General features: G+C 67.2%; 26 protein-coding genes and 3 tRNA genes. 21 read left to right on the plus strand and 8 right to left on the minus strand.

The window, feature by feature from the left end; all coding sequences use genetic code 11:
- Positions 1-63: 63 nt before the first annotated feature.
- Positions 64-140: transfer RNA gene (locus ACOYW6_RS03475), tRNA-Pro, on the minus strand.
- 99 nt (positions 141-239) lie between these two features.
- Between ACOYW6_RS03475 and thyA the strand changes: the two genes are divergently transcribed.
- The 5 genes from thyA to ACOYW6_RS03500 all read left to right on the plus strand — a co-directional run bounded on the left by thyA (position 240) and on the right by ACOYW6_RS03500 (position 5,653).
- Positions 240-1,196: a thymidylate synthase gene (gene thyA, locus ACOYW6_RS03480; RefSeq protein ID WP_423142428.1), complete on the plus strand. Its 957-nt coding sequence runs from the start codon at positions 240-242 to the stop codon at positions 1,194-1,196.
- Positions 1,197-1,335: 139 nt separating this feature from the next.
- On the plus strand, positions 1,336-2,664 hold the full coding sequence (locus tag ACOYW6_RS03485) for a 3-methyl-2-oxobutanoate dehydrogenase (2-methylpropanoyl-transferring) subunit alpha (protein ID WP_423142429.1): 1,329 nt from the start codon (positions 1,336-1,338) through the stop codon (positions 2,662-2,664).
- Positions 2,661-3,728 (plus strand): alpha-ketoacid dehydrogenase subunit beta, encoded by a 1,068-nt coding sequence (locus tag ACOYW6_RS03490; RefSeq protein WP_423142430.1) that lies wholly within the window; start codon positions 2,661-2,663, stop codon positions 3,726-3,728. The genes ACOYW6_RS03485 and ACOYW6_RS03490 overlap by 4 nt, the downstream gene beginning before the upstream one ends.
- A 5-nt stretch (positions 3,729-3,733) precedes the next feature.
- Positions 3,734-5,035: a dihydrolipoamide acetyltransferase family protein gene (locus ACOYW6_RS03495; RefSeq protein ID WP_423142431.1), complete on the plus strand. Its 1,302-nt coding sequence runs from the start codon at positions 3,734-3,736 to the stop codon at positions 5,033-5,035.
- Between the two features lie 39 nt (positions 5,036-5,074).
- Positions 5,075-5,653 carry a YdeI/OmpD-associated family protein gene (locus tag ACOYW6_RS03500; RefSeq protein ID WP_423142432.1) on the plus strand — a complete coding sequence of 193 codons (579 nt, stop codon included), beginning with the start codon at positions 5,075-5,077 and terminating at the stop codon, positions 5,651-5,653.
- A gap of 3 nt (positions 5,654-5,656) precedes the next feature.
- Here ACOYW6_RS03500 and ACOYW6_RS03505 read toward each other — a convergent pair whose 3' ends face one another.
- Entirely contained in the window at positions 5,657-6,025 is a 369-nt protein-coding gene (locus ACOYW6_RS03505) for a hypothetical protein (RefSeq protein ID WP_423142433.1), read from the minus strand.
- A gap of 268 nt (positions 6,026-6,293) precedes the next feature.
- Here ACOYW6_RS03505 and ACOYW6_RS03510 point away from each other — a divergent pair.
- Positions 6,294-6,370 (plus strand) — tRNA-Asp (locus ACOYW6_RS03510).
- Between the two features lie 27 nt (positions 6,371-6,397).
- Here the strand turns inward: ACOYW6_RS03510 and ACOYW6_RS03515 are convergent.
- The 4 genes from ACOYW6_RS03515 to ACOYW6_RS03530 all read right to left on the minus strand — a co-directional run bounded on the left by ACOYW6_RS03515 (position 6,398) and on the right by ACOYW6_RS03530 (position 7,902).
- Positions 6,398-6,634, minus strand: a complete 237-nt coding sequence (locus ACOYW6_RS03515) for a DUF2842 domain-containing protein (RefSeq protein ID WP_423142434.1) — start codon at positions 6,632-6,634, stop codon at positions 6,398-6,400.
- Complete coding sequence (locus ACOYW6_RS03520; RefSeq protein ID WP_423142435.1) at positions 6,631-7,200, minus strand: 5-formyltetrahydrofolate cyclo-ligase; 570 nt, start codon at positions 7,198-7,200, stop codon at positions 6,631-6,633. Before ACOYW6_RS03520 ends, ACOYW6_RS03515 begins: the two co-directional genes overlap by 4 nt.
- A 199-nt stretch (positions 7,201-7,399) precedes the next feature.
- Positions 7,400-7,720, minus strand: coding sequence for a cell division protein ZapA (locus ACOYW6_RS03525; RefSeq protein ID WP_423142436.1), 321 nt, complete (start codon positions 7,718-7,720; stop codon positions 7,400-7,402).
- Positions 7,717-7,902 carry a hypothetical protein gene (locus ACOYW6_RS03530; protein WP_423142437.1) on the minus strand — a complete coding sequence of 62 codons (186 nt, stop codon included), beginning with the start codon at positions 7,900-7,902 and terminating at the stop codon, positions 7,717-7,719. Before ACOYW6_RS03530 ends, ACOYW6_RS03525 begins: the two co-directional genes overlap by 4 nt.
- A 169-nt stretch (positions 7,903-8,071) precedes the next feature.
- On the opposite strand from ACOYW6_RS03530, the gene tkt reads away from it, so the two are divergent.
- From tkt to ACOYW6_RS03565, 7 genes are all read left to right on the plus strand, one after another.
- Positions 8,072-10,048 carry a transketolase gene (tkt, locus tag ACOYW6_RS03535; RefSeq protein WP_423142438.1) on the plus strand — a complete coding sequence of 659 codons (1,977 nt, stop codon included), beginning with the start codon at positions 8,072-8,074 and terminating at the stop codon, positions 10,046-10,048.
- Positions 10,049-10,074: 26 nt separating this feature from the next.
- Positions 10,075-11,082 (plus strand): type I glyceraldehyde-3-phosphate dehydrogenase, encoded by a 1,008-nt coding sequence (gene gap, locus ACOYW6_RS03540; RefSeq protein ID WP_423142439.1) that lies wholly within the window; start codon positions 10,075-10,077, stop codon positions 11,080-11,082.
- Between the two features lie 53 nt (positions 11,083-11,135).
- Positions 11,136-11,537: an MOSC domain-containing protein gene (locus tag ACOYW6_RS03545; RefSeq protein WP_423143054.1), complete on the plus strand. Its 402-nt coding sequence runs from the start codon at positions 11,136-11,138 to the stop codon at positions 11,535-11,537.
- Positions 11,534-12,733, plus strand: coding sequence for a phosphoglycerate kinase (locus ACOYW6_RS03550; protein WP_423142440.1), 1,200 nt, complete (start codon positions 11,534-11,536; stop codon positions 12,731-12,733). Before ACOYW6_RS03545 ends, ACOYW6_RS03550 begins: the two co-directional genes overlap by 4 nt.
- A complete protein-coding gene (locus tag ACOYW6_RS03555; RefSeq protein ID WP_423142441.1) occupies positions 12,733-13,821 on the plus strand; it encodes an acyltransferase family protein in 1,089 nt (362 codons plus the stop codon). The genes ACOYW6_RS03550 and ACOYW6_RS03555 overlap by 1 nt, the downstream gene beginning before the upstream one ends.
- Positions 13,822-13,894: 73 nt before the next feature.
- Positions 13,895-14,782 carry a fructose bisphosphate aldolase gene (locus ACOYW6_RS03560; RefSeq protein ID WP_423143055.1) on the plus strand — a complete coding sequence of 296 codons (888 nt, stop codon included), beginning with the start codon at positions 13,895-13,897 and terminating at the stop codon, positions 14,780-14,782.
- A gap of 4 nt (positions 14,783-14,786) precedes the next feature.
- Positions 14,787-15,263, plus strand: a complete 477-nt coding sequence (locus ACOYW6_RS03565) for a hypothetical protein (protein WP_423142442.1) — start codon at positions 14,787-14,789, stop codon at positions 15,261-15,263.
- Here ACOYW6_RS03565 and ACOYW6_RS03570 read toward each other — a convergent pair.
- Positions 15,247-15,636, minus strand: a complete 390-nt coding sequence (locus tag ACOYW6_RS03570) for a hypothetical protein (protein ID WP_423142443.1) — start codon at positions 15,634-15,636, stop codon at positions 15,247-15,249. The two genes, ACOYW6_RS03565 and ACOYW6_RS03570, sit on opposite strands and share 17 nt — an antisense overlap.
- An 81-nt stretch (positions 15,637-15,717) precedes the next feature.
- On the opposite strand from ACOYW6_RS03570, the gene thiE reads away from it, so the two are divergent.
- From thiE to ACOYW6_RS03595, 5 genes are all read left to right on the plus strand, one after another.
- Entirely contained in the window at positions 15,718-16,377 is a 660-nt protein-coding gene (gene thiE, locus ACOYW6_RS03575; protein ID WP_423142444.1) for a thiamine phosphate synthase, read from the plus strand.
- 16 nt (positions 16,378-16,393) lie between these two features.
- Positions 16,394-16,552 (plus strand): hypothetical protein, encoded by a 159-nt coding sequence (locus ACOYW6_RS03580; RefSeq protein WP_423142445.1) that lies wholly within the window; start codon positions 16,394-16,396, stop codon positions 16,550-16,552.
- 43 nt (positions 16,553-16,595) lie between these two features.
- Positions 16,596-17,861, plus strand: a complete 1,266-nt coding sequence (locus ACOYW6_RS03585) for a L,D-transpeptidase family protein (RefSeq protein WP_423142446.1) — start codon at positions 16,596-16,598, stop codon at positions 17,859-17,861.
- A gap of 16 nt (positions 17,862-17,877) precedes the next feature.
- Complete coding sequence (locus ACOYW6_RS03590) at positions 17,878-18,558, plus strand: M23 family metallopeptidase (RefSeq protein WP_423142447.1); 681 nt, start codon at positions 17,878-17,880, stop codon at positions 18,556-18,558.
- Between the two features lie 172 nt (positions 18,559-18,730).
- Complete coding sequence (locus ACOYW6_RS03595; RefSeq protein WP_423142448.1) at positions 18,731-20,668, plus strand: OPT family oligopeptide transporter; 1,938 nt, start codon at positions 18,731-18,733, stop codon at positions 20,666-20,668.
- On the opposite strand, the gene ACOYW6_RS03600 is transcribed toward ACOYW6_RS03595, so the two are convergent.
- Positions 20,665-21,030: a hypothetical protein gene (locus ACOYW6_RS03600; protein WP_423142449.1), complete on the minus strand. Its 366-nt coding sequence runs from the start codon at positions 21,028-21,030 to the stop codon at positions 20,665-20,667. The two genes, ACOYW6_RS03595 and ACOYW6_RS03600, sit on opposite strands and share 4 nt — an antisense overlap.
- A gap of 172 nt (positions 21,031-21,202) precedes the next feature.
- On the opposite strand from ACOYW6_RS03600, the gene efp reads away from it, so the two are divergent.
- The 3 genes from efp to ACOYW6_RS03615 all read left to right on the plus strand — a co-directional run bounded on the left by efp (position 21,203) and on the right by ACOYW6_RS03615 (position 22,695).
- The gene (gene efp, locus ACOYW6_RS03605; RefSeq protein ID WP_423142450.1) at positions 21,203-21,766 is read left to right on the plus strand and encodes an elongation factor P; all 564 of its coding nucleotides are present in this window, start codon (positions 21,203-21,205) and stop codon (positions 21,764-21,766) included.
- Positions 21,767-21,770: 4 nt separating this feature from the next.
- Complete coding sequence (locus tag ACOYW6_RS03610; protein WP_423142451.1) at positions 21,771-22,595, plus strand: inositol monophosphatase family protein; 825 nt, start codon at positions 21,771-21,773, stop codon at positions 22,593-22,595.
- 16 nt (positions 22,596-22,611) lie between these two features.
- Positions 22,612-22,695: transfer RNA gene (locus tag ACOYW6_RS03615), tRNA-Leu, on the plus strand.
- The last annotated feature ends 7 nt before the right edge of the window (positions 22,696-22,702 follow it).

Here is a 22,702-nt window from a genome sequence, read left to right on the forward strand (position 1 = left end):
GGGACAATGGCCCGCCGGCGCGCCTGTTCCCCCGAAGGGGAGGATATCGCGATATAAGGAAAATGGTCGGGGAAAGAGGATTCGAACCTCCGGCCCCTGCCTCCCGAAGACAGTGCTCTACCAGGCTGAGCTATTCCCCGACCGATGCCGAGCCCGTTGCCGGGCCCGAGGCAGGAGCGCGCCTATAAGCAGCGTTATCTCGGGTGGCAAGCCGCGATTGGTGCCGCTAGCGTCGATTGATGCCAAGCCCCAGCCCAGTCCCCGATTCTCCCCCCCGGCAGCACTGGGAATGGCAGTATCTCGACCTGATGCGGCGCATCTGGGATGATGGTGAGGAGCGCATCGATCGAACCGGCGTGGGCACCCGGTCGCTGTTCGGGGTGCAGTTGCGCTTCGACTTGTCGGAGGGGCGGATTCCGCTGCTGACCACCAAGCGGGTCTACTGGAAAGCCGCCACGCGCGAGATGCTGTGGTTCCTGACCGGCAGCACCTCGATCCGCCCGCTGCTGGAGCAGGGGGTAACGATCTGGAGCGACTGGCCGCTGGCCAAATACCGCCGTGACACTGGCGATGACATCACGCAGGAGGCTTTCGAGGCGCGCATCGTGGCCGACGATGCCTTCGCTGCGCGCTGGGGCGACCTGGGTCCGGTCTACGGCAAGCAATGGGTCGATTGGCCGACCTACGAACCCGCCGGAGACGGCCTGTTCCGCCGCGGACCGGGGATAGATCAGGTCAGCCAGGTGGTCGCGTCGCTGCGAACGAACCCGGCCAGCCGGCGCCACATCGTCGAGGGCTGGAACGTTGCCGAGCTCGACCGGATGGCGTTGCCGCCCTGTCACAAGACCTACCAGTTCCACGTCAGCGGCGGGCGCTTGTCGTGCCTGCTGACGCAGCGGTCCTGCGACGTCGCGCTGGGGCTGCCGTTCAACCTTGTCGGCGCAACGGTGCTGACGCGGATGCTGGCGCAGCAGACCGGCCTGGAGCCGGGCGAACTGGTGTGGTCGGGCGGCGATACGCACCTGTACCTCAACCACGCGCACCTTGTCGAAACGCAGCTGGCGCGGGTCCCGTCAGGCGATCCCCGGCTCGATCTGGCGGCGCGGGCGGAAACGATCTTCGCTTACGCGATCGACGATTTCACCGTGCGCGATTACGCCCCCCAGCCGCCGATCGCCGCGCCCGTCGCGGTGTGACGGAACCTTGACCCCGGTCGCGCGCTCCCTCCTTGACGCCTGTGCGGCGACGAAATATTATGTCGCCTGAATAAAACATCATTCCGGCCATTGCGCGACTTGTGCGCAGCGGACCGGTTCAGTTCGGGAGTGCAAGCGGATGGCCGACAGGGCCGACAGTCCTCATGCCGGGCGCGGCAATCTCTCGCCGCTAAGCCTGCACGTTCCCGAGCCGCACTTTCGCCCCGGTGACCCGGTCGACTACTCGTTCCTCGACATCCCGCCGGTCGGCCAGGCACCGCGTCCGGACGAGGCTTGCGAGGCGAAGGAAACCCACCCGCTCTGCCTCGACATGGTGCGCGTGCTTGGCGAGGACAATCGCGCCCATGGCGCCTGGGATCCGAAGCTCGATCCAGACACGCTGCGCAAGATCCTCAGCACGATGGCGCTGGTGCGCGCGTTCGATGACCGGATGTATCGCGGCCAGCGCCAGGGCAAGACCAGCTTCTACATGAAGTGCACCGGGGAGGAGGCGACCAGCGTCGCCGCCGCTTATGCGCTGGCCAGCGACGACATGGTGTTCCCCAGCTATCGCCAGCAGGGGATACTGCTCGCCCGCGGCTACCCGATGGTCGAGATGATCAACCAGATCTACTCGAACCGCGGCGACAAGCTGAAAGGCCGTCAGCTGCCGATCATGTATTCGAGTCGGGCGCACAATTTCTTCACCATCAGCGGCAACCTTGCAACGCAGCTGCCGCAGGCGGCCGGCTGGGCGATGGCAAGCGCGATCAAGGGCGATACCCGCCTTGCCGCCGCGTGGGTGGGTGAGGGCAGTACGGCCGAGGGCGACTATCACGCCGCCCTGACGTTCGCCGCGGTCTACAACGCGCCGGTAATCTTCAACGTGGTCAACAACCAGTGGGCCATTTCCAGCTTCTCGGGCTTCGCCGGGGCTGAGCGCACGACGTTCGCCGCGCGCGCGATCGGGTACGGCATCGCCGGCCTGAGGGTCGATGGCAACGACCCGCTGGCGGTCTATGCGGCCGAGCGGTGGGCTGCCAACCGCGCCCGCGCCAACAAGGGCCCGACGCTGATCGAGCACTTCAGCTACCGCGCCGAAGGCCACTCCACCTCCGACGACCCCAGCGCCTATCGCAGCGCTCAGGAGCGCGAGGAGTGGCCGCTGGGCGATCCGATCATGCGCCTGAAGAATCACCTGATCGAACTGGGTGAGTGGAGCGACGAGCAGCACGAGGCGATGGATCGCGAGCACGTAGAGGCGGTCAAGGCGGCTACCAAGGAGGCGGAAAAGAACGGCATCCTGGGTCATGGCCTGCACCATCCCTTCCACACGATGTTCGAGGACGTTTACGAGGAATTGCCCTGGCACCTCGAGGAGCAGGCCGCGCAGGCCATTCGTGAGCGCCAGGTCAAGTGGCCGGGTTCGCTTGACGGCGATGGCGCCGGACGGGAGGCAGGCCGATGATCGAGGACGCCACGGTGAGCTTGACCGCGCAGGAGCCAAATGGCGCGCCGACCCGCCGCCTCAACATGATCGAGGCGATCAACGACGCGCTTGGCGTGATGATGGCGCACGATCCCGCCGTGGTCATATTCGGTGAAGATGCCGGCTATTTCGGCGGCGTCTTTCGCGCCACTGCCGGCCTGCAGGAAAAGTTCGGCAAGAGCCGCGTCTTCGACACGCCGATCAACGAGTGCGGCATCATCGGGGCGGCGGTTGGCATGGCGGCCTATGGCCTGCGCCCGGTGCCCGAGATCCAGTTTGCCGATTACATTTACCCGGGCCTCGACCAGTTGATCTCCGAGGCCGCGCGCCTGCGCTATCGCTCGGCCGGCGAGTTCACCGCCCAGATCACCGTGCGCAGCCCTTTCGGCGGTGGCATCTTCGGCGGCCAGACCCACAGCCAGAGCCCTGAGGCGATCTTCACCCACGTCGCCGGCTTGAAGACAGTGATCCCCAGCACGCCGCACGATGCCAAAGGCCTGCTCATCGCCGCGATCGAGGACGACGATCCGGTCATCTTCTTCGAGCCGAAGCGCATCTACAACGGGCCGTTCTCGGGCTATTACGACAAGCCGGTCGAACCGTGGAAAGCGCATCCCGACAGCGCGGTACCCGAAGGCCATTACAGGATTCCCCTCGGCAAGGCGCGCACCGTGCGCGCCGGCGAGGCGATGACCGTGCTGGCCTACGGCACGATGGTGCACGTTGCCGCCGCGGTGATCGCCGAAAAAGGCATCGATGCCGAAATCATCGATCTGCGCACGCTGGTCCCCCTCGACATCGAGGCGATCGAAACTTCGGTGAAGAAAACCGGCAAATGCATGATCGTTCACGAAGCGACACGCACCGGCGGCTTCGGCGCCGAGCTGTCCGCGCTGGTGCAGGAACGCTGTTTCCATCATCTCGAGGCGCCGATCGAGCGCGTCACCGGTTTTGACACCCCGTATCCCCACAGCCTCGAATGGGCCTATTTCCCCGGCCCGGTTCGCATCGGCGAGGCGCTAGACCGTCTCATTAAGGACTGATCGCAATGGGCACCTACACGTTTCGCCTCCCCGACATCGGCGAAGGCATAGCCGAGGCCGAGATTGTCGCCTGGCACGTTGCCGTGGGCGACACTGTCGAGGAAGACGGCCGCCTTGCCGACATGATGACCGACAAGGCCACGGTCGAAATGGAGAGCCCGGTGTCGGGCAAGGTCGTCTCGGTCGCGGGCGAGGTCGGCGACGTGATCGCGATCGGCTCCACGTTGGTCGTGATCGAGACCGAAGGGGACGCGGCCGCCGAGGCTCCGGCGACGCGTGCCGAGGAGGTCGTCGAGCGGATCGAGAACGAGACCCCGCAGGCCGTCAACGAGGAACGCGCGGGCGAAGCGGCGCCCGAGCCTGCTGCGCCCCCTCCCGCCGAGCCGGTCTCGTCGCCCGCACCCAAGCCTGCTCCGGCCGTAGCGCCTGCGCCCGCCAAGGTACTCGCCAGCCCGGCCGTTCGCGCCCGGGCCGCAGATCTGGGCATCGACCTGGGCCAGGTCGCGCCGTCGGAGGAGGGCCGCGTCCGCCACGCCGATCTCGACGCGTTCCTGTCATACAACAGCTCGGGTGGGTACCGTCCGGCGGGCGGCAAGCGCGCCGACGAGCAGGTCAAGGTCATCGGCCTGCGCCGCCGGATCGCCGAGAACATGGCCGCGGCCAAACGCAATATCCCGCACTTCACGTATGTCGAGGAGATCGACGTGACCGCGCTCGAAGATATGCGCGCTCAGCTCAATGCCGGACGCGGCGACAAGCCAAAGCTGACGATGCTGCCTTTGCTGATCGCCGCGATCACGAAAACGTTGCCGGCGTTCCCGATGCTCAACGCGCGGTACGACGACGAGGCGGGGGTGGTGACCCGGCACGGCGACGTTCACCTCGGCATGGCGACGCAAACCCCCGGCGGCCTTATGGTCCCGGTGATCCGCGACGCGCAGGACCGCAATATCTGGCAGCTCGCGCGCGAGATCGTGCGGCTGGCCGAGGCGGCCCGCAGTGGCACCGCCAAGAGCGAGGAACTATCCGGCTCGACGCTGACCGTCACCAGCCTCGGCCCGCTTGGCGGCGTGGCGACCACCCCCGTCATCAACCGCCCCGAAGTGGCGATCATCGGCCCCAACCGGATCGTCGAGCGTCCGATGTTCGTGACCGATGGCATGGGCGGAGAGCGGATCGAGAAGCGCAAGCTGATGAACCTGTCGATCTCCTGCGATCACCGCGTGGTCGACGGGTGGGACGCGGCAAGCTTCGTCCAGGCACTCAGGAAACTCATCGAAACCCCGGTGCTGTTGCTGGCCGATTAAGGCCGCGTTAGCATCGCGCCGGGACCAGGAGACCGGCCGATGGAAAAGGACCCGCGCGTCGATGCCTACATGGCAACGGTTGGCGCCTTCGCTCAGCCGCTGTTCGCGCATATCCGCAAAGTGGTGCACGCGGCGATGCCCGATGGCGCCGAGACGCTCAAGTGGGGCAAGCCTACCTTCGCCTACAAGGGGAAGAACGTCGCCACGTTTGCGGCTTTCAAGCAGCACGCGATGCTGGCCATTCACGGCACCGGCCGCCAGGGCGAGGGCGAGGAAGGCGGCAAGCTCACCTCGCTCGCCGACTTGCCCAGCGATGCCGACCTGGCAACGGCGCTGGCCGACGCCTGCCGGCGCATCGATACCCAAGGATCGGCGGTGAAGCGCAAGGCGCCGGTCAAGCCGAGGCCCGAAATCCCGATCCCGCCCGAGTTCGCGGCCGCGCTGGAGGGAAGTCCGAAGGCCAAAGCGACACTCGATGGCTTCGGCAAGACGCACCGTCACGACTATCTGGAATGGATTACCGGGGCCAAGCGTCCCGAGACGCGCGACAAACGTATCGCCGAAGCCGTCGAGTGGCTGGCCGAAGGCAAGACGCGGATGTGGAAGTACGAGAGATAGCAGTCAGCGCACGATGCCGCTGAAGGCCAGGCTGCCGCTGCGCGCCGGCGCGGCAATCCGCCAGCGGACATGCGTGACGTCCTCGGGCAGGGCGCGGCGGCTGCCGACGCGCAGGGCATCGAGCTTGCCCCAGGTCCGCCCGCCATCGACCGAGACTTCTTCGGTGCCATCGGCGCTCGCCTGATAATTGACCGCGCGGGGCAGGGGATTGGTCACGATGAAGCTGCCGGCGCCGGCCTTGCGTTGCCAGTTGACGATATAGACGACCCGGTCACCGGGGCTCAGGCGGTCGGCGGGCGCAAGCGTCCGCGTGCCGCCGATTGCGCGTTCCACGAAAACGGCGGCACCGGTATCGACAAGCGGCGCAGCCAATGCCGGAGCGCCGAGGCTGGCGCCCACGGCAACCAAAATACCATTAGCAATACGCATCGCCGATTGACCCCGATCGCCGCGCCATTGCAGCTTCGGCGCAGAGTTTGACGGGGAGGCGCGAAAGAATGGTTAACGCGGCAAAAACCATGCTGCAAAGCTCGCATTGCTGCCGATTTCAGTGGGCCCTGAAACTCGCCCGGATAGCGGTTGACAGCCATTCGAGGCTGCCCTAGTGGCGCCTCTCCCAAGTGGCACCGCTTGTTTGTGGGCGGGTGTAGCTCAGTTGGTTAGAGTGTCGGCCTGTCACGCCGAAGGTCGCGGGTTCGAGCCCCGTCACTCGCGCCACTTGGGACATTTTCCGCCTTTCCGAACCTAGCCGAAGCGGCCGGTCTCCATCCAGATCAGGAAGCGCCGCAGGGGCAGCAGCCACACGACGCCAAGCGCGATGTAGGCTATCGTCTGCACCCATACAGGCCAGGCCGACAGCCACGGGCCAAGGTATCGCGCGATCAGCCCGCCGTAGGCCAGCAAGCCTGCCAGCAGCAGTAGTATGCCCACCGGGATCCGCCAGGTCGGCTCGGTTCGAGGCGGTTTCGGCACCTCGTTCATGGCACCACCAGCCGGGTCGGGGTGACAATCGCGGACAGCATCCGGTCGTGCGCTTCGCAAGGCATTTCGGGCAGCTCCTGGACGTCCCAGGCAAGGCCGATCGGAATCGCCTCGGGATGCTGCGCCAGCCAGCGGTCGTAATGACCGCCGCCCTGGCCCAGGCGTTCGCCCCGCGCGGTGAAGGCGATCAGGGGCACGAAGACGACCGATGGCACGACGATGCGCGCGGTCGCAGGCGGCTGGTCGGCGCCGTACGGACCCCGCTCGAGCGGAGCCTGGTCGAAGGGATCGGCCCACTGGCGAAACTGCATCGCGGCGTGGCGCTCGGCAAACCAGGGAAGGGCCACCGGGTGGCCGCGCTCGGCAAAAAAGCGCGTGTAACCGCCCGTTGGCGCCTCGTCTGCGGTATTGCGATAGAGCCCGACAGTGGCGCCGGGCGGGACCAGCGCCGCGACCGGGCCCGGTGGGCGGGACAGGATCAGCGCCGACGTCGCGGGTGAAAGCGCGGCAACGTGGGCGCGCCGCTGGTCTCGCATCGCGCGGCGCAAGGCAGGCTTGTCGGTCAAGGTTGGGCTTTCGCGAAGATGGGTGACGGGACCACCATGGGCCGGACCGGGGAAATCCTCTGACGCCTCGACGTCAGGTGGGGACCATATATGCCGGACCAGGGTCCAGCTAGGGACAGCCCCCAAGGATTGCTTATAGCCTCAGGGATGTTCGATCGGTTCGCACCGGGCAGTTCCCGTCGCCCTCCATGTAGGCGCGTCAGGCCCGATCCTCAAGGGCCGCGGCCAGGCTCTCCAACCGTGCCGCCAGGGATTCGAGCGCGCCGGCCATTTCGGCGTCGGCCGCCGGCGCCGCTGCAGCTGCGGAAGGCGGGGAGTTGAAGCGCTGCTGTTCCAGCTCGTCGGCCAGGAACAGCGCCGCGAACAGCAATTGCCGCGTCTCGCTCTGCCCGGCCATCGGACCAAGAGCACGGACCTTGTCGTCCACGAGCGCGCCGAGGTTACGGATCCGCTCCTCGTCCCCCGGCGACGTGGCGACGGTGTATGTGCGACCGCCGATCGTCAGCTCGACGTTGCTCACGCGGGGTCCCCAATCAGCGCGTCGAGATCGCCCAGCGTGGCGGCGACAGCGTCCTTTAGCGCGGCGTGGCGCTGCTCAAGATCGGGATCGGAGGCGTGCGGAGCGCGCGCAACGGCGGCTTCCATCCGCGCGGCGGCGGCGGAAATGCGGGCTAACGCCGAAGTGCAGCGATCCGCGTCCATCGCCGGTGCGCTACTCCAAAAGCACGCGCCGGCAAAGTCTTGCAGGCGGATTGTCCCACAGGTTTGAAGCGCGGGCGTCGTCGCCCGCTCGCCTTGACGGGGCGCGGCCCGTGCGCAAGGGAGACCCGGCACCGAATCGCGCCCGTTTCCAAGCCGGAGCAGCCCACCGATGAGCCTCGATCCCGCCCGCCTCGCGCCCATGGCCAATGCCATCCGCGCGTTGGCGATGGACGCCGTGCAAGCGGCGAATTCCGGCCATCCGGGCATGCCGATGGGCATGGCCGATGTCGCCACCGTCCTGTTCGACAAGTACCTGAAGTTCGATCCGGCAGCCCCCGGCTGGCCGGACCGCGACCGCTTCATCCTGTCGGCCGGGCATGGCTCGATGCTGCTGTACGCGCTGCTCTACCTGACCGGTTACGACGCGCCGACGATCGACGACATCCGCACCTTCCGCCAGCTCCACAGCCCCTGCGCCGGCCACCCCGAGAATATCGAGATCGACGGCGTGGAATGCACCACCGGGCCGCTCGGCCAGGGGCTGGCAATGGCAGTCGGCATGGCGATCGCGGAACGGCATCTCAACGCCGAATTCGGCGACGACCTGGTCGATCACAACACCTGGACGGTCGCCGGCGATGGTTGCCTGATGGAAGGCATCAACCACGAAGCAGTCGGGCTGGCCGGCCACCTGGCCCTGAACAAGCTCAAGGTTCTGTGGGATTCCAATAAAATTACGATCGACGGCGCGACCAGCCTGTCGACCTGCGAGGACGTGCTGGCGCGCTATCGCGCCTCGGGCTGGGACACGTTCGAGTGCGACGGCCACGACTATGCCGACATCGATCGCGCGCTGGGCAAGGCTGCCAGGTCGGCCAAGCCCGCCATCGTCGCCTGCCACACGATCATCGGCAAAGGCGCGCCCAACAAGCAGGGAAGCGAAAAGGTCCACGGCAGCGCGCTGGGCGCCGACGAGGTCGCCGCGGCGCGCAAGGAGCTGCTCTGGACCGCCGAGCCGTTCGCGATACCGGACGGCATCCTGGCCGACTGGCGCAGCCTGGGTGAGCGCGGCGCGCTGGCCCACGAAGCCTGGGCCGAACGGGCCCGCAAGAACGCGCAGGGCGACGCCTATGCAGCGCGTATGGCGGGCGATCTGCCCCTGCTGGACGGCTGGCACGCCTACAAGGCCGAACTGACCGAAAAAATGCCCAACGTCGCCACCCGCAAGGCGAGCGAGAACGCGCTGACGGTGCTGACGAAGGCTGTTCCGGCGCTGATCGGCGGATCGGCCGACCTGACCCCGTCGAACAACACGATGACACCGTCGACCGGGCCGATGACCGCCGAGGACTATTCGGGCCGCTATCTTCACTACGGCATCCGCGAATTCGGCATGGCCGCGGCGATGAACGGCATGGCGCTGCACGGCGGGATTATCCCCTATGGCGGCACCTTCCTGGTGTTCAGCGATTACTGCCGCAACGCCATTCGCCTGGCGGCGCTGCAGCAGGCGCACACCACCTTCGTGTTCACGCACGATTCGATCGGGCTGGGCGAGGACGGGCCGACGCACCAGCCGATCGAGCATCTCGCCGCGCTGCGGGCGATCCCCGGCCTCAAGGTCTATCGCCCGGCCGATGCGCTCGAAACCGCGGAGTGCTGGGAACTGGCGCTGGAACGCAAGGACGGACCGAGCCTGCTGGCGCTGAGCCGCCAGAACCTGCCGGCGCTGCGCAACCAGGCCGACGCCAACCTCTGCGCAAAGGGCGCGTACAAGCTGGTATCCGCGGCCGCCGATCGCCGGGTCGTGCTGCTCGCCACCGGCAGCGAGGTGCACCTCGCGGTCGAATGCGCACAGGCGCTGGAAGCGGACGGCATCGGGGCCGACGTGGTTTCGATGCCGTGCTGGGAGCTCTACGACAGCCAGGACGAAACCTACAAATCGTCGCTTATCCCTGAAGGCGCGTTGGCCGTCTCGATCGAGGCGGGCAGCACGATGGGCTGGCACAAGTATGTCGGCCGCGACGGCCTCACCATCGGGCTGGACCATTTCGGGCTTTCGGCTCCGGCCGAAGACCTGTTTCCGTACTTCGGGTTCACTTCATCGGCCATCGTGCCGCAGATCAAGCGCAGGCTGGGCCTCTGAGGGCCCCAACAGGGAGACGATTTTTCATGGCGACCAAGGTTGCGATCAACGGTTTCGGGCGCATCGGGCGCAACGTGGCCCGCGCCATCATCGAGCGTCCCGACTGCGGGCTGGAACTGGTCGCGATCAACGACCTTGCCGATGCGAAGTCGAACGCGATGCTGTTCAAGCGCGACAGCGTCCACGGCCCGTTCCAGGGCACGGTCGAGGTCGACGGAAACGACCTGGTGATCAACGGCAAGCGGATCGCCGTCACTGCCGAGCGCGACCCGGCCAAGCTCCCGCACAAGGACCACGGCGTCGACATCGCGCTGGAGTGCACCGGCTTTTTCACCGATCGCAAGGGCGGCCAGGCGCACATCGACGCCGGCGCCCGAAAGGTCCTCATCTCCGCCCCCGCCAAGGACGTCGACCTGACGGTTGTTTACGGTGTCAACCATGACAAGCTGACCGCCGGCCACACGATCGTCTCGAACGCGTCGTGCACCACCAACTGCCTGGCGCCCTTCGCCAAGGTCCTCAACGATGCCATCGGCATCGAGCGCGGGCTGATGACGACGATCCACGCCTACACCAACGACCAGAAGATCCTCGACCAGATCCACTCCGACATGCGCCGTGCGCGCGCCGCGGGGATGAGCATGATCCCCACCACCACCGGCGCGGCCCGCGCGGTGGGCGAGGTTCTGCCCGAACTGAAGGGCAAACTGGACGGCAGCGCCATCCGCGTGCCGACGCCGAATGTCTCGGTCGTCGACCTGACGTTCCAGCCTGGTCGCGACACCACGGTGGAAGAGGTCAACAAGCTGCTCAGGGACGCCTCGGAAGGGGCGATGAAGGGCGTGCTGGGCTGGACCGACGAACCGCTGGTCTCGATCGACCTCAACCACGATGCCCATTCCTCGACCATCGACAGCCTCGAGACGGCCGTGATCGACGGCAAGCTGGTGCGCGTCCTGTCGTGGTACGACAACGAATGGGGCTTCTCCAATCGCATGGTCGACACCGCCGGGGTGATGGGCGGCCTGCTCTGAGTGTGACCGGGACGCTGCTGGGAATCGCCCGCCACGCGCGGCCGCGCGGGGGCATGGAAGTGCTCGAGCGCGTCCGCGTGACGCGCGAAGGCGGCATCCAGGGCGATTTCCGCGGCGCGATGCGCAAAACCGGCAAGCGCCAGATCTCGCTGATGGAAGAGGCCTCGTGGGCGGCCGCCACCGGCGAGCTTGGCGTCGCGATTCCCTGGCAGGAGCGCCGCGCCAACCTGCTGGTCGGCGGGCTGCGCCTGCCGCGCGAAGCGGGCAGGGTCATCGCGATCGGCGCGGCGGTGCGGATCGAGACGACGGTCGAATGCGATCCGTGCAGCCGAATGGAAGAAATCGCGCCGGGTCTCAAGGCCGTCCTGACGCCCGACTGGCGCGGCGGCGTGCTGGGCCGGGTGATTGCCGAAGGCGAGATTGCCGCGGGCGACGAAGTGAGGATCGAGGAATGACCGATTTCCGGACGCTGGACGCTGTCGGCGACGTCCATGGCAAGGTCGCGCTGGTTCGCGTCGACCTCAACCTGCCGATGCAGGACGGCGCCGTTACCGACGATACCCGCATCAAGGCATCGGCGCCGACGATCCTGGAGCTTGCGGACGGCGGTGCCAAGGTCCTGCTGCTGGCGCACTTCGGCCGCCCCAAGGGGGCGCGTTCGTCGGTCATGTCGCTGTCGATGGTGATCGACGCGGTCCAGGACGTGCTCGGCCGCGAGGTCATGTTCGTGCCCGAGATCTACGGCCCGGTGGTCGAACAGACCGTCGGTATCCTGCCGCCCGGCGGCATCGCGGTGCTGGAGAACACCCGCTTCTGGCCGGGCGAGGAGGCCAACGATCCCGAACTCGCCAAGGCCATTGCCGCCAACGCCGACCTTTTTGTGAACGACGCCTTTTCGGCCGCGCACCGCGCCCACGCGACGACCGAGGGGCTGGCGCACGTTCTTCCCGCATTTGCCGGCCGCGCGATGGAAGCGGAACTGACCGCGCTGCAAAAGGCGCTCGGCAACCCCGAACGGCCGGTCGCCGCGGTCGTCGGCGGGGCAAAGGTCTCCTCCAAGCTCGACGTGCTGACGCACCTTGTCGGCCAGGTCGATCACCTGATCATTGGCGGCGGTATGGCCAATACCTTCCTGGCCGCGCGCGGCGTCGACGTGGGCAAGTCGCTGTGCGAACACGACCTTGCCGCCACGGCGGACCAGATCCTCGCCGCCGCGGACAAGGCCGGCTGCACGGTGCACTTGCCCTATGACGTCGTGGTCGCGAAGGAATTCGCCGCCAATCCGGCCGGCTTGCGCACCTGCAACGTGCACGAGGTGGCTGCCGACGAGATGATCCTCGATGTCGGTCCGCAGGCGGTCGAGGCGCTTGCCGACGTGCTCAAGACCTGCCGGACGCTGGTCTGGAACGGCCCGCTCGGAGCGTTCGAAACCCCGCCCTTCGACGCCGCCACGGTGGCGCTGGCGCAAAGCGCCGCCGCGCTGACCCGCGAGGGCGCGCTGGTTTCCGTCGCGGGCGGCGGGGACACGGTCGCGGCGTTGAATCAGGCAGGCGCGGCGGGAGATTTCAGTTATATTTCAACCGCTGGCGGGGCCTTCCTCGAATGGATGGAAGGTCGCGAATTGCCTGGGGTCAAGGCGCTCCAGCGCTGATGGCCGAGGCGCCGCGCCTCAGACCGACGCGGCCCGCGCGCTACGGGACCCTAGACGGGATGCGCGGCATCGCCGCGATCGCGGTCGCCATTTATCACTTCAGGGGCACGCTGACGCCGCACGGCTACATCGCGGTCGATTTCTTCTTCTGCCTTTCGGGCTTCGTCCTGCTCGAGGCCTATCGCGGCCGCGTCGATGGCGGCTTGCGAACCGGGCCCTTCCTCAAAGCGCGCTGGCTGCGCCTTTATCCGCTCTACTTCGTCGCGCTTGCGCTCGGGATCGCGCGCTATGGGGAAATCCTCTCGCGCCACGACATCGCGGGGATCTCGGCGTCGGACTTCTACCTGTCGATCGCCAGCAACCTGGTCCTGCTGCCCTCGTTCGTGAACCCGGTGCTCTTCCCATTGAGCGGCCAGGCCTGGTCGCTGTTTTGCGAACTGCTGATCAACGCGCTGATGATACCCCTCTACCTGCGGCTCGACAGGCGCGGCCTGGCGATCTTCGTGGCGGCGGCGGGCGCAATACTGACCATCACCGCCTGGCTGACCTGGGCTTACGCGCAGGCCCACGGGATCAGAAGCGAGCCTTTCGACGGGGGCTGGATGTGGGACGGAATCCACCTTGGCGTGCTGCGCGCGCTGTTTGCTTTCCCGATGGGCATGCTGGCCTCCGAACTCCTGCGAGGGGCGCCGCGCCGGACATCGGCGATCGCCTTCGTACCGCTTGCCATCCTGGCCGCCATCATGCTTTCGCGCGCGCCGCATGGCTGGGAGTTCGCCTTCAACGCCGTCGCGATCATCGCCGTTCTGCCCGGGCTTGTCTTCATGGGAAGCCGTTTCGAATTGCCTTCGCTGGCGGGAAAGGTGGCGCGCTGGGCGGGCGACGTGTCGTTCGCACTTTACATGGTGCACTGGATTCTCACCAGCCTGGTCGCCAAGCAGGCCCAGCGGCTGGGGCTGCCCGCCTGGCTCGAGCTGGCGTGCTACCTGGTCATCGTCCTGTTCCTGGCCGACGTCCTGACGCGCTGGTTCGATCCGCTGGTCAGGCGCCGCATCGCCCGCCGCCGCACACAGGCGGTGCCGGGATGAATCCCCGCCTTTGCGCGTCGCGGCAATTGTCGTTAGGCGCGCCTTTCAACCAGAAGAAGAGCAGCGAGAGATGATGACCAAAGCCGAGATGACCGCCAAGATTGCTGCCGGAAAAGGCTTCATCGCCGCGCTCGACCAGTCGGGCGGGTCGACGCCCAAGGCGCTCAAGGGCTATGGAATCGAGGAGGGTGCCTGGTCGAGCGACGAGGAGATGTTCGGCCTGATCCACCAGATGCGCGCGCGGATCGTCTCCTCGCCCGCGTTCACCGGCGACAAGGTCATCGGCGCGATCCTGTTCGAGCGGACGATGGACGGGGCCGTTGACGGCAAGCCGACCCCCCAGGCGTTGATCGACAAGGGCGTCGTTCCGTTCCTGAAGATCGACAAGGGGCTCGAGGACGAGTCCAATGGCGTTCAGATGATGAAGCCGATGCCCGGCCTCGGCGCGCTTCTCGAACGCGCCAAGGGGCTTGGCGTGTTCGGAACCAAGGAACGGTCGGTGATCAACGCGGCCACCGCGCAAGGCGTCGAAGCGATCGCCGCGCAGCAGTTCGAGATCGGCGAGCAGGTCCTGGCCGCCGGACTAGTCCCGATCCTGGAGCCCGAGGTCAACATCAAGAGCGACACACGCGCCGAATGCGACACGCTGTTGCGCGATGCGCTGCTCAAGGGGCTCGAAACGGTCAGCGCGCCGGTCATGCTCAAGCTGTCGCTGCCGGTCGTCCCGGGCACGTTCGACGCGCTGGTCGACCATCCAAGGGTGCTCAAGGTGGTGGCCCTGTCGGGCGGCTACGCCCGCCCCGAGGCCTGCGCGGAGCTGGCCCGGAACCGCGGCATCATCGCCAGCTTCAGCCGGGCGCTGCTCGGAGACTTGCGCGCCGGCATGACCGACGCCGAGTTCGATGCCGCGCTGGGCGAGGCCATTGACGCGATCTACGACGGGTCGGTCAACAAGGCCTGAGAGCATGGCGCGCGTCACCTTCGCGAACGATCGCGGGGTGACGCCGATGTTGTGGGTGTTCTCCGCCCTGGCGGTGATCGAGATGATCGTCATGCACTTGTTCGTGGCCTTGAAATGGCCGTGGATCGGCTGGCCGCTGACCGCGCTGTCGGCGCTGTCGGTCGGCTGGCTGGTCTTGTGGATCCGGTCCTGGCGGCGGCTCCCCCACGAGCTTGAGGACGATGTCCTTACGTTTCACATGGGCTCACTGCGGTTGGTGAGGCTGCCGCTGTCCCGCATTGCCGCGGTTACCCCGTCGATGGCGGACTTGCGCGCGCCGGGCACTCGCAACCTGGTGCCGATCGCCTACCCCAACCGGATGATCGTGCTCGCCGCGCCAACTGCCGGTCGGCGGCCTGCCGGGCGCTACGCCATCCGCATCGACGATGCGGCCGCGTTCGATGCCGCGCTCGCCGCCGCCGGCGTCAGTGTTGAAACGTGAACCCGAAGCGGTATTCGTCGGGGAAGATCGTCACGCCTTTCTGCTTGGGCGGATAGACGTCCGACAAGGTCAGCGTGCCGCCCGCGACCTGCTGCGCCTTGGCGCTCACGAATTCGCGCGTCTCGCTTGCCCCGTTGGTTGTCAGCCGAACCGAAACCCGCACTTGACCGGCCCAGACGCACTGCACCCCCGCGGCGCAGCGGCTGTCTTCGAGGATCGTGAGCGGCGTCACCGAGACGCCGGTTGCCGCCGTGCCGGTCTCGCCGATGCGAAGCCGCGTGGTTCCGTCGTTGCCGATGTTGTAGCGGATGCAGCCCCCCAGCACGAAGGGGAGGGCGGCAGCCAGGACGAGCGGGGCGAGAAAGCGCTTCATGCCGCTTACATAGCACGAGCTCGCCGCGGGTTCCAAAGCGCCCGCTTGGCGCGCCGCGCCCGCCGGGCTAGGGCAGCTCTCATGGCCCAGACCAAGACCCCCGCTTGCCAGCTCTACCTGATTTCTCCGCTCGACGTCGGCGGCGATTTTCCGGATCGCCTCGAACGGGCGCTGGCCGCCGGTCCCGTCGCGGCGTTCCAGTTTCGCGTCAAGGACGTTGACGAGCACGCCGCCGCTCGCCTGGCCGAACCGCTGCAGGCGATCTGTGCCGCGCACGACGTGGCCTTCATCGTCAACGATTCGATCGCCCTGGCCCAGCGCCTGAAGGCCGACGGGGTTCACCTGGGCCAAGGCGACGGTTCGGTCGCGGAAGCGCGCGACCGGCTGGGCAAGGACGCGCAAGTCGGCGTCACCTGCCATGACAGCCGCCACCTGGCCCTTGAAGCGGGAGACGCCGGGGCGGACTACGTTGCGTTCGGCGCCTTCTACCCGACGACGACCAAGGAAACCTCGCACGTTGCCGGGCTGGAACTGCTGGAATGGTGGCAATCGTTCGTCGAACTGCCCTGTGTCGCGATCGGCGGTATAACGCCGGGCAACTCCGCTCCGCTGGTCCGGGCCGGGGCTGACTTCATCGCAGTAAGCAGTGCAGTGTGGAACGGTGACGAGGCTGCCGCGGTGGCCGCCTTCGCAAAAGAAATCGCTAACGCTTCGTCGCAATCTGAAACCATTTCGCCGTAGCTCGCGTTTGCGCGGCATGGCTTCCAAATTTACCAAGATCGTGCCCGTCAAGGGCCACAAGCGAACCGCCCGCGATTACGCGCTCCTCGTCCTCATTCCCGTGTGCATGGTTGCCGGCTGCAATGTCGCCTCGAACATCGATGCGCCCGCCAACGTGACGCACGCCGCTTCCTGATTTGCCGGCGGAGCAAACGGGCGCGCCGAGCGTTCGCCCGTTCATGATCATCTCATCACCATCGCGGGGTCGCAGCCGCATCGCACCTGGGGCCGCTATCGGCGTCCTGGCCGTTCTCCTCGCGCTCGGCGGCTGCAATGTCGGCGGCACCTCACAGGACCAGCAGCAGCCGCAGGGCCAGCAACCGTCGCAGGCCGCGACGCCCACCGCCGATCAGCTGGGCGCCCGCGATCCGGCACCCGGGCAGCAGGCCGCGCAAGACATTCCTGATCCCGAGGCGCGCCCGGTCATGCAGGCACAGGTCGTGCTCGACCGCCTCGGATTTACGCCTGGCGTGGTGGACGGCAAGGCGGGCCTGTCGACCAAGAACGCCATTCTCGGCTTCCAGGAAGCCAACGGCATCGACCAGAGCGGCGAGATGGATGACGCCACCAAGGCCAAGCTGGCCCAGTGGCAGAACATTCCCGCGACCCGCGTCGTGACCATCCCCGATGCCTTCGCCGCCGGCCCGTTCTACGCCGTTCCGGCCAAGGCCGAGGACCAGGCCAAGATGCAGGCGCTGGGCTACAGTTCGCTCGACGAGAAGCTCGCCGAACGCTTCCATACCACGATCGCAACGCTCAAGGCACTGAACCCCAACGGCATGCCGGCAGGCGCATCGGGGCCGGCGACGGCCAGCCCGTCCGCGTCCACCACGCCTGCGCCAACGCCGACGCCGAGTGCAGTGGCCAGCAGCGGCGATTTCGTGCCGCAGCCGGGTCCGCCGTCCTATTTCCGCGCCGGTCAGCAGATCCGCGTGCCCAACGTGGGTGCCGACCAGATGGCGGCCGGCTCGGTCGACGACGCGCAGTGGGCGGCGACGCTGACCATGCTGGGCGTGGGCAGCGACCAGCCAAAGGTCGACAAGATCGTGGTCAGCAAGTCGAAGGGCTGGCTGAAGGGCTATGACGCCAGTGGCAAGCTGGTGGCGATGTACACGGCGACGATGGGGTCGACCCACGATCCGCTGCCTTTGGGAACGTGGAAGGTGAACGGCATCGCCCGCAATACGCCGTTCAATTACAACCCGGCGCTGTTCTGGGATGCCAAGCCGGGCGACAAGGAAGCCAAGCTGCCGCCGGGGCCGAACGGTCCGGTGGGTGTCGTCTGGATCGACCTTAGCAAGGAGCATTACGGTATCCATGGCACGCCCAGTCCCGAAACCATCGGGCGGGCGGAAAGCCACGGCTGCGTGCGTCTCACCAACTGGGACGCGGCGCGCCTGGCGCAAATGGTGAAAGCCGGCACGCAAGTGCTGTTCGAGGCCTGAGGAGGGCCCGGGGCGTATGGGGCCGACGATCGGGTTGACGCTGCGCCAGCGTTTGCAGACGATTTTCTCGACCGCCGTGGTCACGTCGCTGGCCTGGCTGGCCATCGGTTTCGTGTGGTTCCAGGGCACGCCCAGCGTCGACATGGCGGTCAAGTCCGACGCCCGGCAGACCCCGGCGGCGCAGGCCGTCGCGGCGCCGGTCGGCACGGCGGCGCGCGCGGCGGCCGAGGGAGACGCCAGCGAGTTTCGCCCGATCCCCGCGCCCGCCGGCGCCTTGATCATTCCGGTTCAGGGCGTCCGCGCCGATCAGTTGGTCGATACTTACACGCAGTCGCGCGGCGGCGGCATGCGGGTTCACAATGCCATCGACATCATGGCGCCGCGCGGCACGCCGGTGCTGGCGGCGACCGGCGGCCTGGTCGAAAAGCTGTTCCTGTCCAAGAACGGCGGCATCACGATCTACGTGCGCTCTCCCGACCGGCGGACGATGTACTATTACGCTCATCTCGATCGCTACGCGCCGGGCCTGGCGGAACGGCAGACCGTGCGCCAGGGCCAACTGATCGGCTTCGTCGGCTCGACCGGAGACGCCAGCCCCGACGCGCCGCACTTGCACTTCGCTGTCAACGTGATGCAGCCGCAGGAGGGCTGGTGGCAGGGCCAGCCGGTCGATCCTTATCCCCTGCTCAGGCGCTGATGGGCGCTTTCCTACCCGCGGCTTTGCTGGCAGACCCCGCCGCGATGATGACCGTTCACCGCGACCAGCACCGCACCGCCAAACGGCCGGATGACGCGGCGGGCACGGTTTCGCTCAGGACGGTGTCAACTGTGTCAAGCAGGGGGAATTGAAGATGGCGAGCAGCCCGTTAATGCCGCGCGAACTGACGCTGCGGTCGGTTATCCTGGGCGGTCTGCTGACCGCGGTGTTTACGGCTGCCAACGTATACCTCGGGCTGAGGGTCGGACTGACCTTCGCCACGTCGATTCCTGCCGCGGTGATCTCGATGGCGGTGCTGCGCGCGTTTTCCGGCGCCACGATCCAGGAAAACAACATCGTCCAGACCATCGCCAGTTCGGCCGGCACGCTGTCGGCGATCGTCTTCGTCCTGCCGGGTCTGATCATGGTCGGATGGTGGACTGGCTTTCCCTATTGGGAATCCGTCGCGGTCATCGCCATCGGCGGCGTTCTCGGCGTGATGTATTCGGTACCGCTGCGGCGCGCGCTGGTGACCGGGTCGGACCTGCCGTACCCCGAGGGGGTCGCCGCTGCCGAAGTGCTCAAGGTCGGTGCCGGTGTCGGCGGCGCGGAGGAAAACAAGCGCGGGCTCGCCGCGGTGGTGCTCGGCACGTTGCTGTCCGCGCTTTACCCGCTGCTCGCCAAGATGAAGCTGGTTGCCGAAGGCGCCGCGCGCACGATCGCGGTCGGCGCCGGGGGAACCAGCATTTCGGGTTCCCTCAGCCTCGCGCTGATCGGCGTTGGGCACCTGGTCGGGCTGGCCGTGGGCATCTCGATGCTGGTCGGCATCGTGCTCAGCTATGGGTTCATCCTGCCGTTCCTGACCTCCGGCGGCGCGCCCGCGGGCACGGAGCTCGCCGATTTCGTCGCGGGCACGTTCCGCAGCCAGGTCCGCTTCATCGGCGCCGGCACGATCGGCATCGCCGCGATCTGGACGCTGTTGAAGGTCATCGGCCCGATCGTGCGAGGAATAACGGCTGCGCTGGCTGCCAGCCGCACCCGCCGCGCCGATGGCAACGCCGCGCTCGACATTACCGAGCGCGATCTGCCGATCGGCATTGTCGGCGGCTCGATCCTGGCGTTGATGGTGCCGATCGCGCTGCTGCTGGGCGATTTCGCGATGGGCGGCCCGGTCGCCGGGAAGCTGGGGATCACGCTGGTCGCCTCGGTGCTTTACGTCCTCGTCGCCGGCGTGCTGATCGCGTCGGTCTGCGGCTACATGGCGGGGCTGATCGGGGCGTCGAACAGTCCGATCTCGGGCGTCGGCATCCTGGCGTCGCTGGGAATTTCACTCCTCCTGCTGGCGCTGTTCGGGCGCGGCACGGGGGCGGACGATACCAAGGCGCTGGTCGCCTTCGCGCTGTTCGTCACCGCGATCGTTTTCGGCGTGGCGACGATTTCGAACGACAACCTCCAGGACCTCAAGACCGGCCAGCTGGTCGGCGCCACGCCGTGGCGCCAGCAGGTCGCGCTGGTGATCGGCGTCCTGTTCGGCGCGCTGATCATTCCGCCGGTGCTCACCTTGCTGAACGATACCTTCGGCTTCCAGGGCGCGCCGGGCGCCGGCGCAACCGCGCTGGCCGCGCCGCAAGCCGCACTCATCTCGGCGATCGCGCAAGGCGTGCTGGGCGGCACCTTGCAGTGGAACCTGATCGCGGTCGGCGCGGCGGTGGGCGTTGGCGCGGTGATTGTCGACGAAGTGCTGCGCGCGACCAAACGCGGATCGCTGCCGCCGCTTGCGGTCGGGATGGGCATGTACCTGCCGATGGACGTGACGCTGCCGGTGATCGTCGGCGCGGTGCTGGGCCACCTCTACAACGGCTGGGCCGCGCGGCGCGATAACCCGGAGTTTGCCGAGCGGATCGGCGTGCTGACCGCGACCGGGCTGATCGTCGGCGACAGCCTGTTCAACGTCGTTTACGCCGCCATCGTCGGTGCCACCAACAACCCCGACATACTGGCGGTGATCCCCGAAAACGCCTGGGCGCAGACGCTGGGCCTGGTGCTGTTCGCGGCTCTGATCTGGATGGCTTACGCCCGCATGCGCAGCGCCGCGACCCGGACGATCTAGCGGCGGTTATTGGCGACGACGCGCACGCAGCGCAGCGGCAACGGCTCGCCGCCCGGGCCGATCTGGCGAAGCATTCCGGCGCCGACGCGGCGATAGGTTTCACCCTGGCGGGGGCCGCTGGTCATCCGCACCAGCCCCCCGGTGTAAAGGTAGCTGCCCGTCCGCAGGCCGACCGCATAGCTCGACGCCGAGGTGACGGTGAAATCCCGCTCCGGTGCGCGAATCCCCGCCGGGCCGGCCGCATCGCCCGGAGCTTCGCAGGCGTAGTCGCCTTGAGGCAGCGTGCCGATCGGCCCGCCCGGCGCGGCCAGCGCGGGAGCGGACAGCAGCAGGGCAAGGGGAATGGCGGCAAGGCGGTTCATGACAGGCTGGTCTCGGCGATTGACGAATCCGCCTTTACCACCGGGTGAATGGCTTTGAAAACCCGCCCGGGCGTTCCATGCCGCCCGGGTTGCCCCGCGCCGCGCCAGCGGCTAAGGGCGCGAACCTTCCGGCACAGCCGGGCTCTTTCTCAAGTCTGAAGGCGCTTCACCCATGAAGATCAGCGGCGTGGACATCCGTCCCGGCAACATCCTCGAGTACGAAAAAGGCATCTGGAAGGTTGCCAAGACCCAGCACACCCAGCCGGGCAAGGGCGGCGCGTTCATGCAGGTCGAGATGAAGAACCTGATCGACGGCCGAAAGACCAACGTCCGCTTCCGCAGCGCCGACACGGTCGAGAAGGTCCGTCTCGACACCAAGGACTACCAGTTCCTCTACGCCGACGGCGACGATCTGGTGTTCATGGACACCGAGAATTACGAGCAGATCCAGCTCCCCTCCGACCTTCTGGGCGACGCTGCCGCCTTCCTGCAGGACGGCATGGAAGTGAAGCTAGAGCTGTGGGAAGAACGCCCGATCTCGGTCGAGCTGCCCGAACAGGTCGAAGCCACGATCGTCGAGGCCGATGCCGTGGTGAAGGGGCAGACCGCCTCGTCCAGCTTCAAGCCCGCGCTGCTCGACAACGGCGTGAAGGTCATGGTGCCGCCGCACATCGGCGCCGGCACCCGGATCGTCGTCAACGTCTACGACCGCGAATACGTCGGCAAGGTCGGCTGAGGGGATGGCAGTTCTCTCTGGCCTCATCCGCGTCATGGAAAAGGCTGCCCGCAAGGCGGGTAGCCGCCTGCGCCGCGACTTCGGCGAGGTCGAACACCTGCAGGTCAGCAAGAAGGGCCCGGCGGACTTCGTCTCCAAGGCCGATCGCGCCGCCGAACGCACGCTGTGGGACGAGCTGCGTCTCGCCCGCCCGGACTGGGGCTTCCTGATGGAGGAAGGCGGCGAGATCCCTGGTGCAGACGGCAAACCGCGCTTCATCGTCGACCCGCTCGACGGCACCAGCAACTTCCTTCACGGTATTCCTCACTTCGCGATTTCGATCGCTGTGCAGGAGCCCAAACTCGACGGTTCGGGTTGGGGCGAGGTGACTGCTGCGGTGGTTTATCAGCCGATCCTCGACCAGACTTTCTGGGCCGAGAAATCGCGCGGTGCGTGGCTGCACGACGGTAGGCTGCGGGTTTCCGGTCGCCGCCACCTCGACGAAAGCCTGATCGCCACCGGCACCCCGTTCCAAGGCCACGGCAATTACGGCGAGTGGAGCCGCATTGCTGCCGCGATTGTGCCGCAGGTCGCGGGGATCCGGCGTTTTGGTGCTGCCTCGCTCGATCTCGCCTGGGTTGCGGCAGGGCGCTACGAGGGTTTCTGGGAAGAAGGCCTGGCGCCCTGGGATACTGCCGCGGGCTGCCTGCTGGTGCGCGAGGCGGGCGGTTTCGTCACAGATTTTCGCGGCCGCAGCCAGGCGATCTGCGATGCAGAGGTCCTGGCCGGCAATGACGGCCTTCATTCCCGCCTGCACAAGATTGTGGCGGGCGCGATAAAGGGAAGCTAACGCGCGGAGTGGTGCTGCCCCTGTGGCGGAATGGTAGACGCGAACGACTCAAAATCGTTTGTCGCAAGACGTGCCCGTTCGAGTCGGGCCAGGGGCACCAACCGCGC

This window comes from Parablastomonas sp. CN1-191 (genome assembly GCF_049354825.1).
Taxonomy (GTDB): Bacteria; Pseudomonadota; Alphaproteobacteria; order Sphingomonadales; family Sphingomonadaceae; genus Novosphingobium.

What these genes read in the sequence shown, in the direction of transcription:
- thyA (WP_423142428.1), top strand. Translation starts at nt 240, where the DNA reads ATGCCAAGCCCCAGCCCAGTCCCCGATTCTCCCCCCCGGCAGCACTGG.
- ACOYW6_RS03485 (WP_423142429.1), top strand. Translation starts at nt 1,336, where the DNA reads ATGGCCGACAGGGCCGACAGTCCTCATGCCGGGCGCGGCAATCTCTCG.
- ACOYW6_RS03490 (WP_423142430.1), top strand. Translation starts at nt 2,661, where the DNA reads ATGATCGAGGACGCCACGGTGAGCTTGACCGCGCAGGAGCCAAATGGC.
- ACOYW6_RS03495 (WP_423142431.1), top strand. Translation starts at nt 3,734, where the DNA reads ATGGGCACCTACACGTTTCGCCTCCCCGACATCGGCGAAGGCATAGCC.
- ACOYW6_RS03500 (WP_423142432.1), top strand. Translation starts at nt 5,075, where the DNA reads ATGGAAAAGGACCCGCGCGTCGATGCCTACATGGCAACGGTTGGCGCC.
- ACOYW6_RS03515 (WP_423142434.1), bottom strand. Translation starts at nt 6,634, where the DNA reads ATGAACGAGGTGCCGAAACCGCCTCGAACCGAGCCGACCTGGCGGATC.
- ACOYW6_RS03530 (WP_423142437.1), bottom strand. Translation starts at nt 7,902, where the DNA reads ATGGACGCGGATCGCTGCACTTCGGCGTTAGCCCGCATTTCCGCCGCC.
- tkt (WP_423142438.1), top strand. Translation starts at nt 8,072, where the DNA reads ATGAGCCTCGATCCCGCCCGCCTCGCGCCCATGGCCAATGCCATCCGC.
- gap (WP_423142439.1), top strand. Translation starts at nt 10,075, where the DNA reads ATGGCGACCAAGGTTGCGATCAACGGTTTCGGGCGCATCGGGCGCAAC.
- ACOYW6_RS03545 (WP_423143054.1), top strand. Translation starts at nt 11,136, where the DNA reads ATGGAAGTGCTCGAGCGCGTCCGCGTGACGCGCGAAGGCGGCATCCAG.
- ACOYW6_RS03550 (WP_423142440.1), top strand. Translation starts at nt 11,534, where the DNA reads ATGACCGATTTCCGGACGCTGGACGCTGTCGGCGACGTCCATGGCAAG.
- ACOYW6_RS03555 (WP_423142441.1), top strand. Translation starts at nt 12,733, where the DNA reads ATGGCCGAGGCGCCGCGCCTCAGACCGACGCGGCCCGCGCGCTACGGG.
- ACOYW6_RS03560 (WP_423143055.1), top strand. Translation starts at nt 13,895, where the DNA reads ATGACCAAAGCCGAGATGACCGCCAAGATTGCTGCCGGAAAAGGCTTC.
- ACOYW6_RS03565 (WP_423142442.1), top strand. Translation starts at nt 14,787, where the DNA reads ATGGCGCGCGTCACCTTCGCGAACGATCGCGGGGTGACGCCGATGTTG.
- ACOYW6_RS03570 (WP_423142443.1), bottom strand. Translation starts at nt 15,636, where the DNA reads ATGAAGCGCTTTCTCGCCCCGCTCGTCCTGGCTGCCGCCCTCCCCTTC.
- thiE (WP_423142444.1), top strand. Translation starts at nt 15,718, where the DNA reads ATGGCCCAGACCAAGACCCCCGCTTGCCAGCTCTACCTGATTTCTCCG.
- ACOYW6_RS03580 (WP_423142445.1), top strand. Translation starts at nt 16,394, where the DNA reads ATGGCTTCCAAATTTACCAAGATCGTGCCCGTCAAGGGCCACAAGCGA.
- ACOYW6_RS03585 (WP_423142446.1), top strand. Translation starts at nt 16,596, where the DNA reads ATGATCATCTCATCACCATCGCGGGGTCGCAGCCGCATCGCACCTGGG.
- ACOYW6_RS03590 (WP_423142447.1), top strand. Translation starts at nt 17,878, where the DNA reads ATGGGGCCGACGATCGGGTTGACGCTGCGCCAGCGTTTGCAGACGATT.
- ACOYW6_RS03595 (WP_423142448.1), top strand. Translation starts at nt 18,731, where the DNA reads ATGCCGCGCGAACTGACGCTGCGGTCGGTTATCCTGGGCGGTCTGCTG.
- ACOYW6_RS03600 (WP_423142449.1), bottom strand. Translation starts at nt 21,030, where the DNA reads ATGAACCGCCTTGCCGCCATTCCCCTTGCCCTGCTGCTGTCCGCTCCC.
- efp (WP_423142450.1), top strand. Translation starts at nt 21,203, where the DNA reads ATGAAGATCAGCGGCGTGGACATCCGTCCCGGCAACATCCTCGAGTAC.
- ACOYW6_RS03610 (WP_423142451.1), top strand. Translation starts at nt 21,771, where the DNA reads ATGGCAGTTCTCTCTGGCCTCATCCGCGTCATGGAAAAGGCTGCCCGC.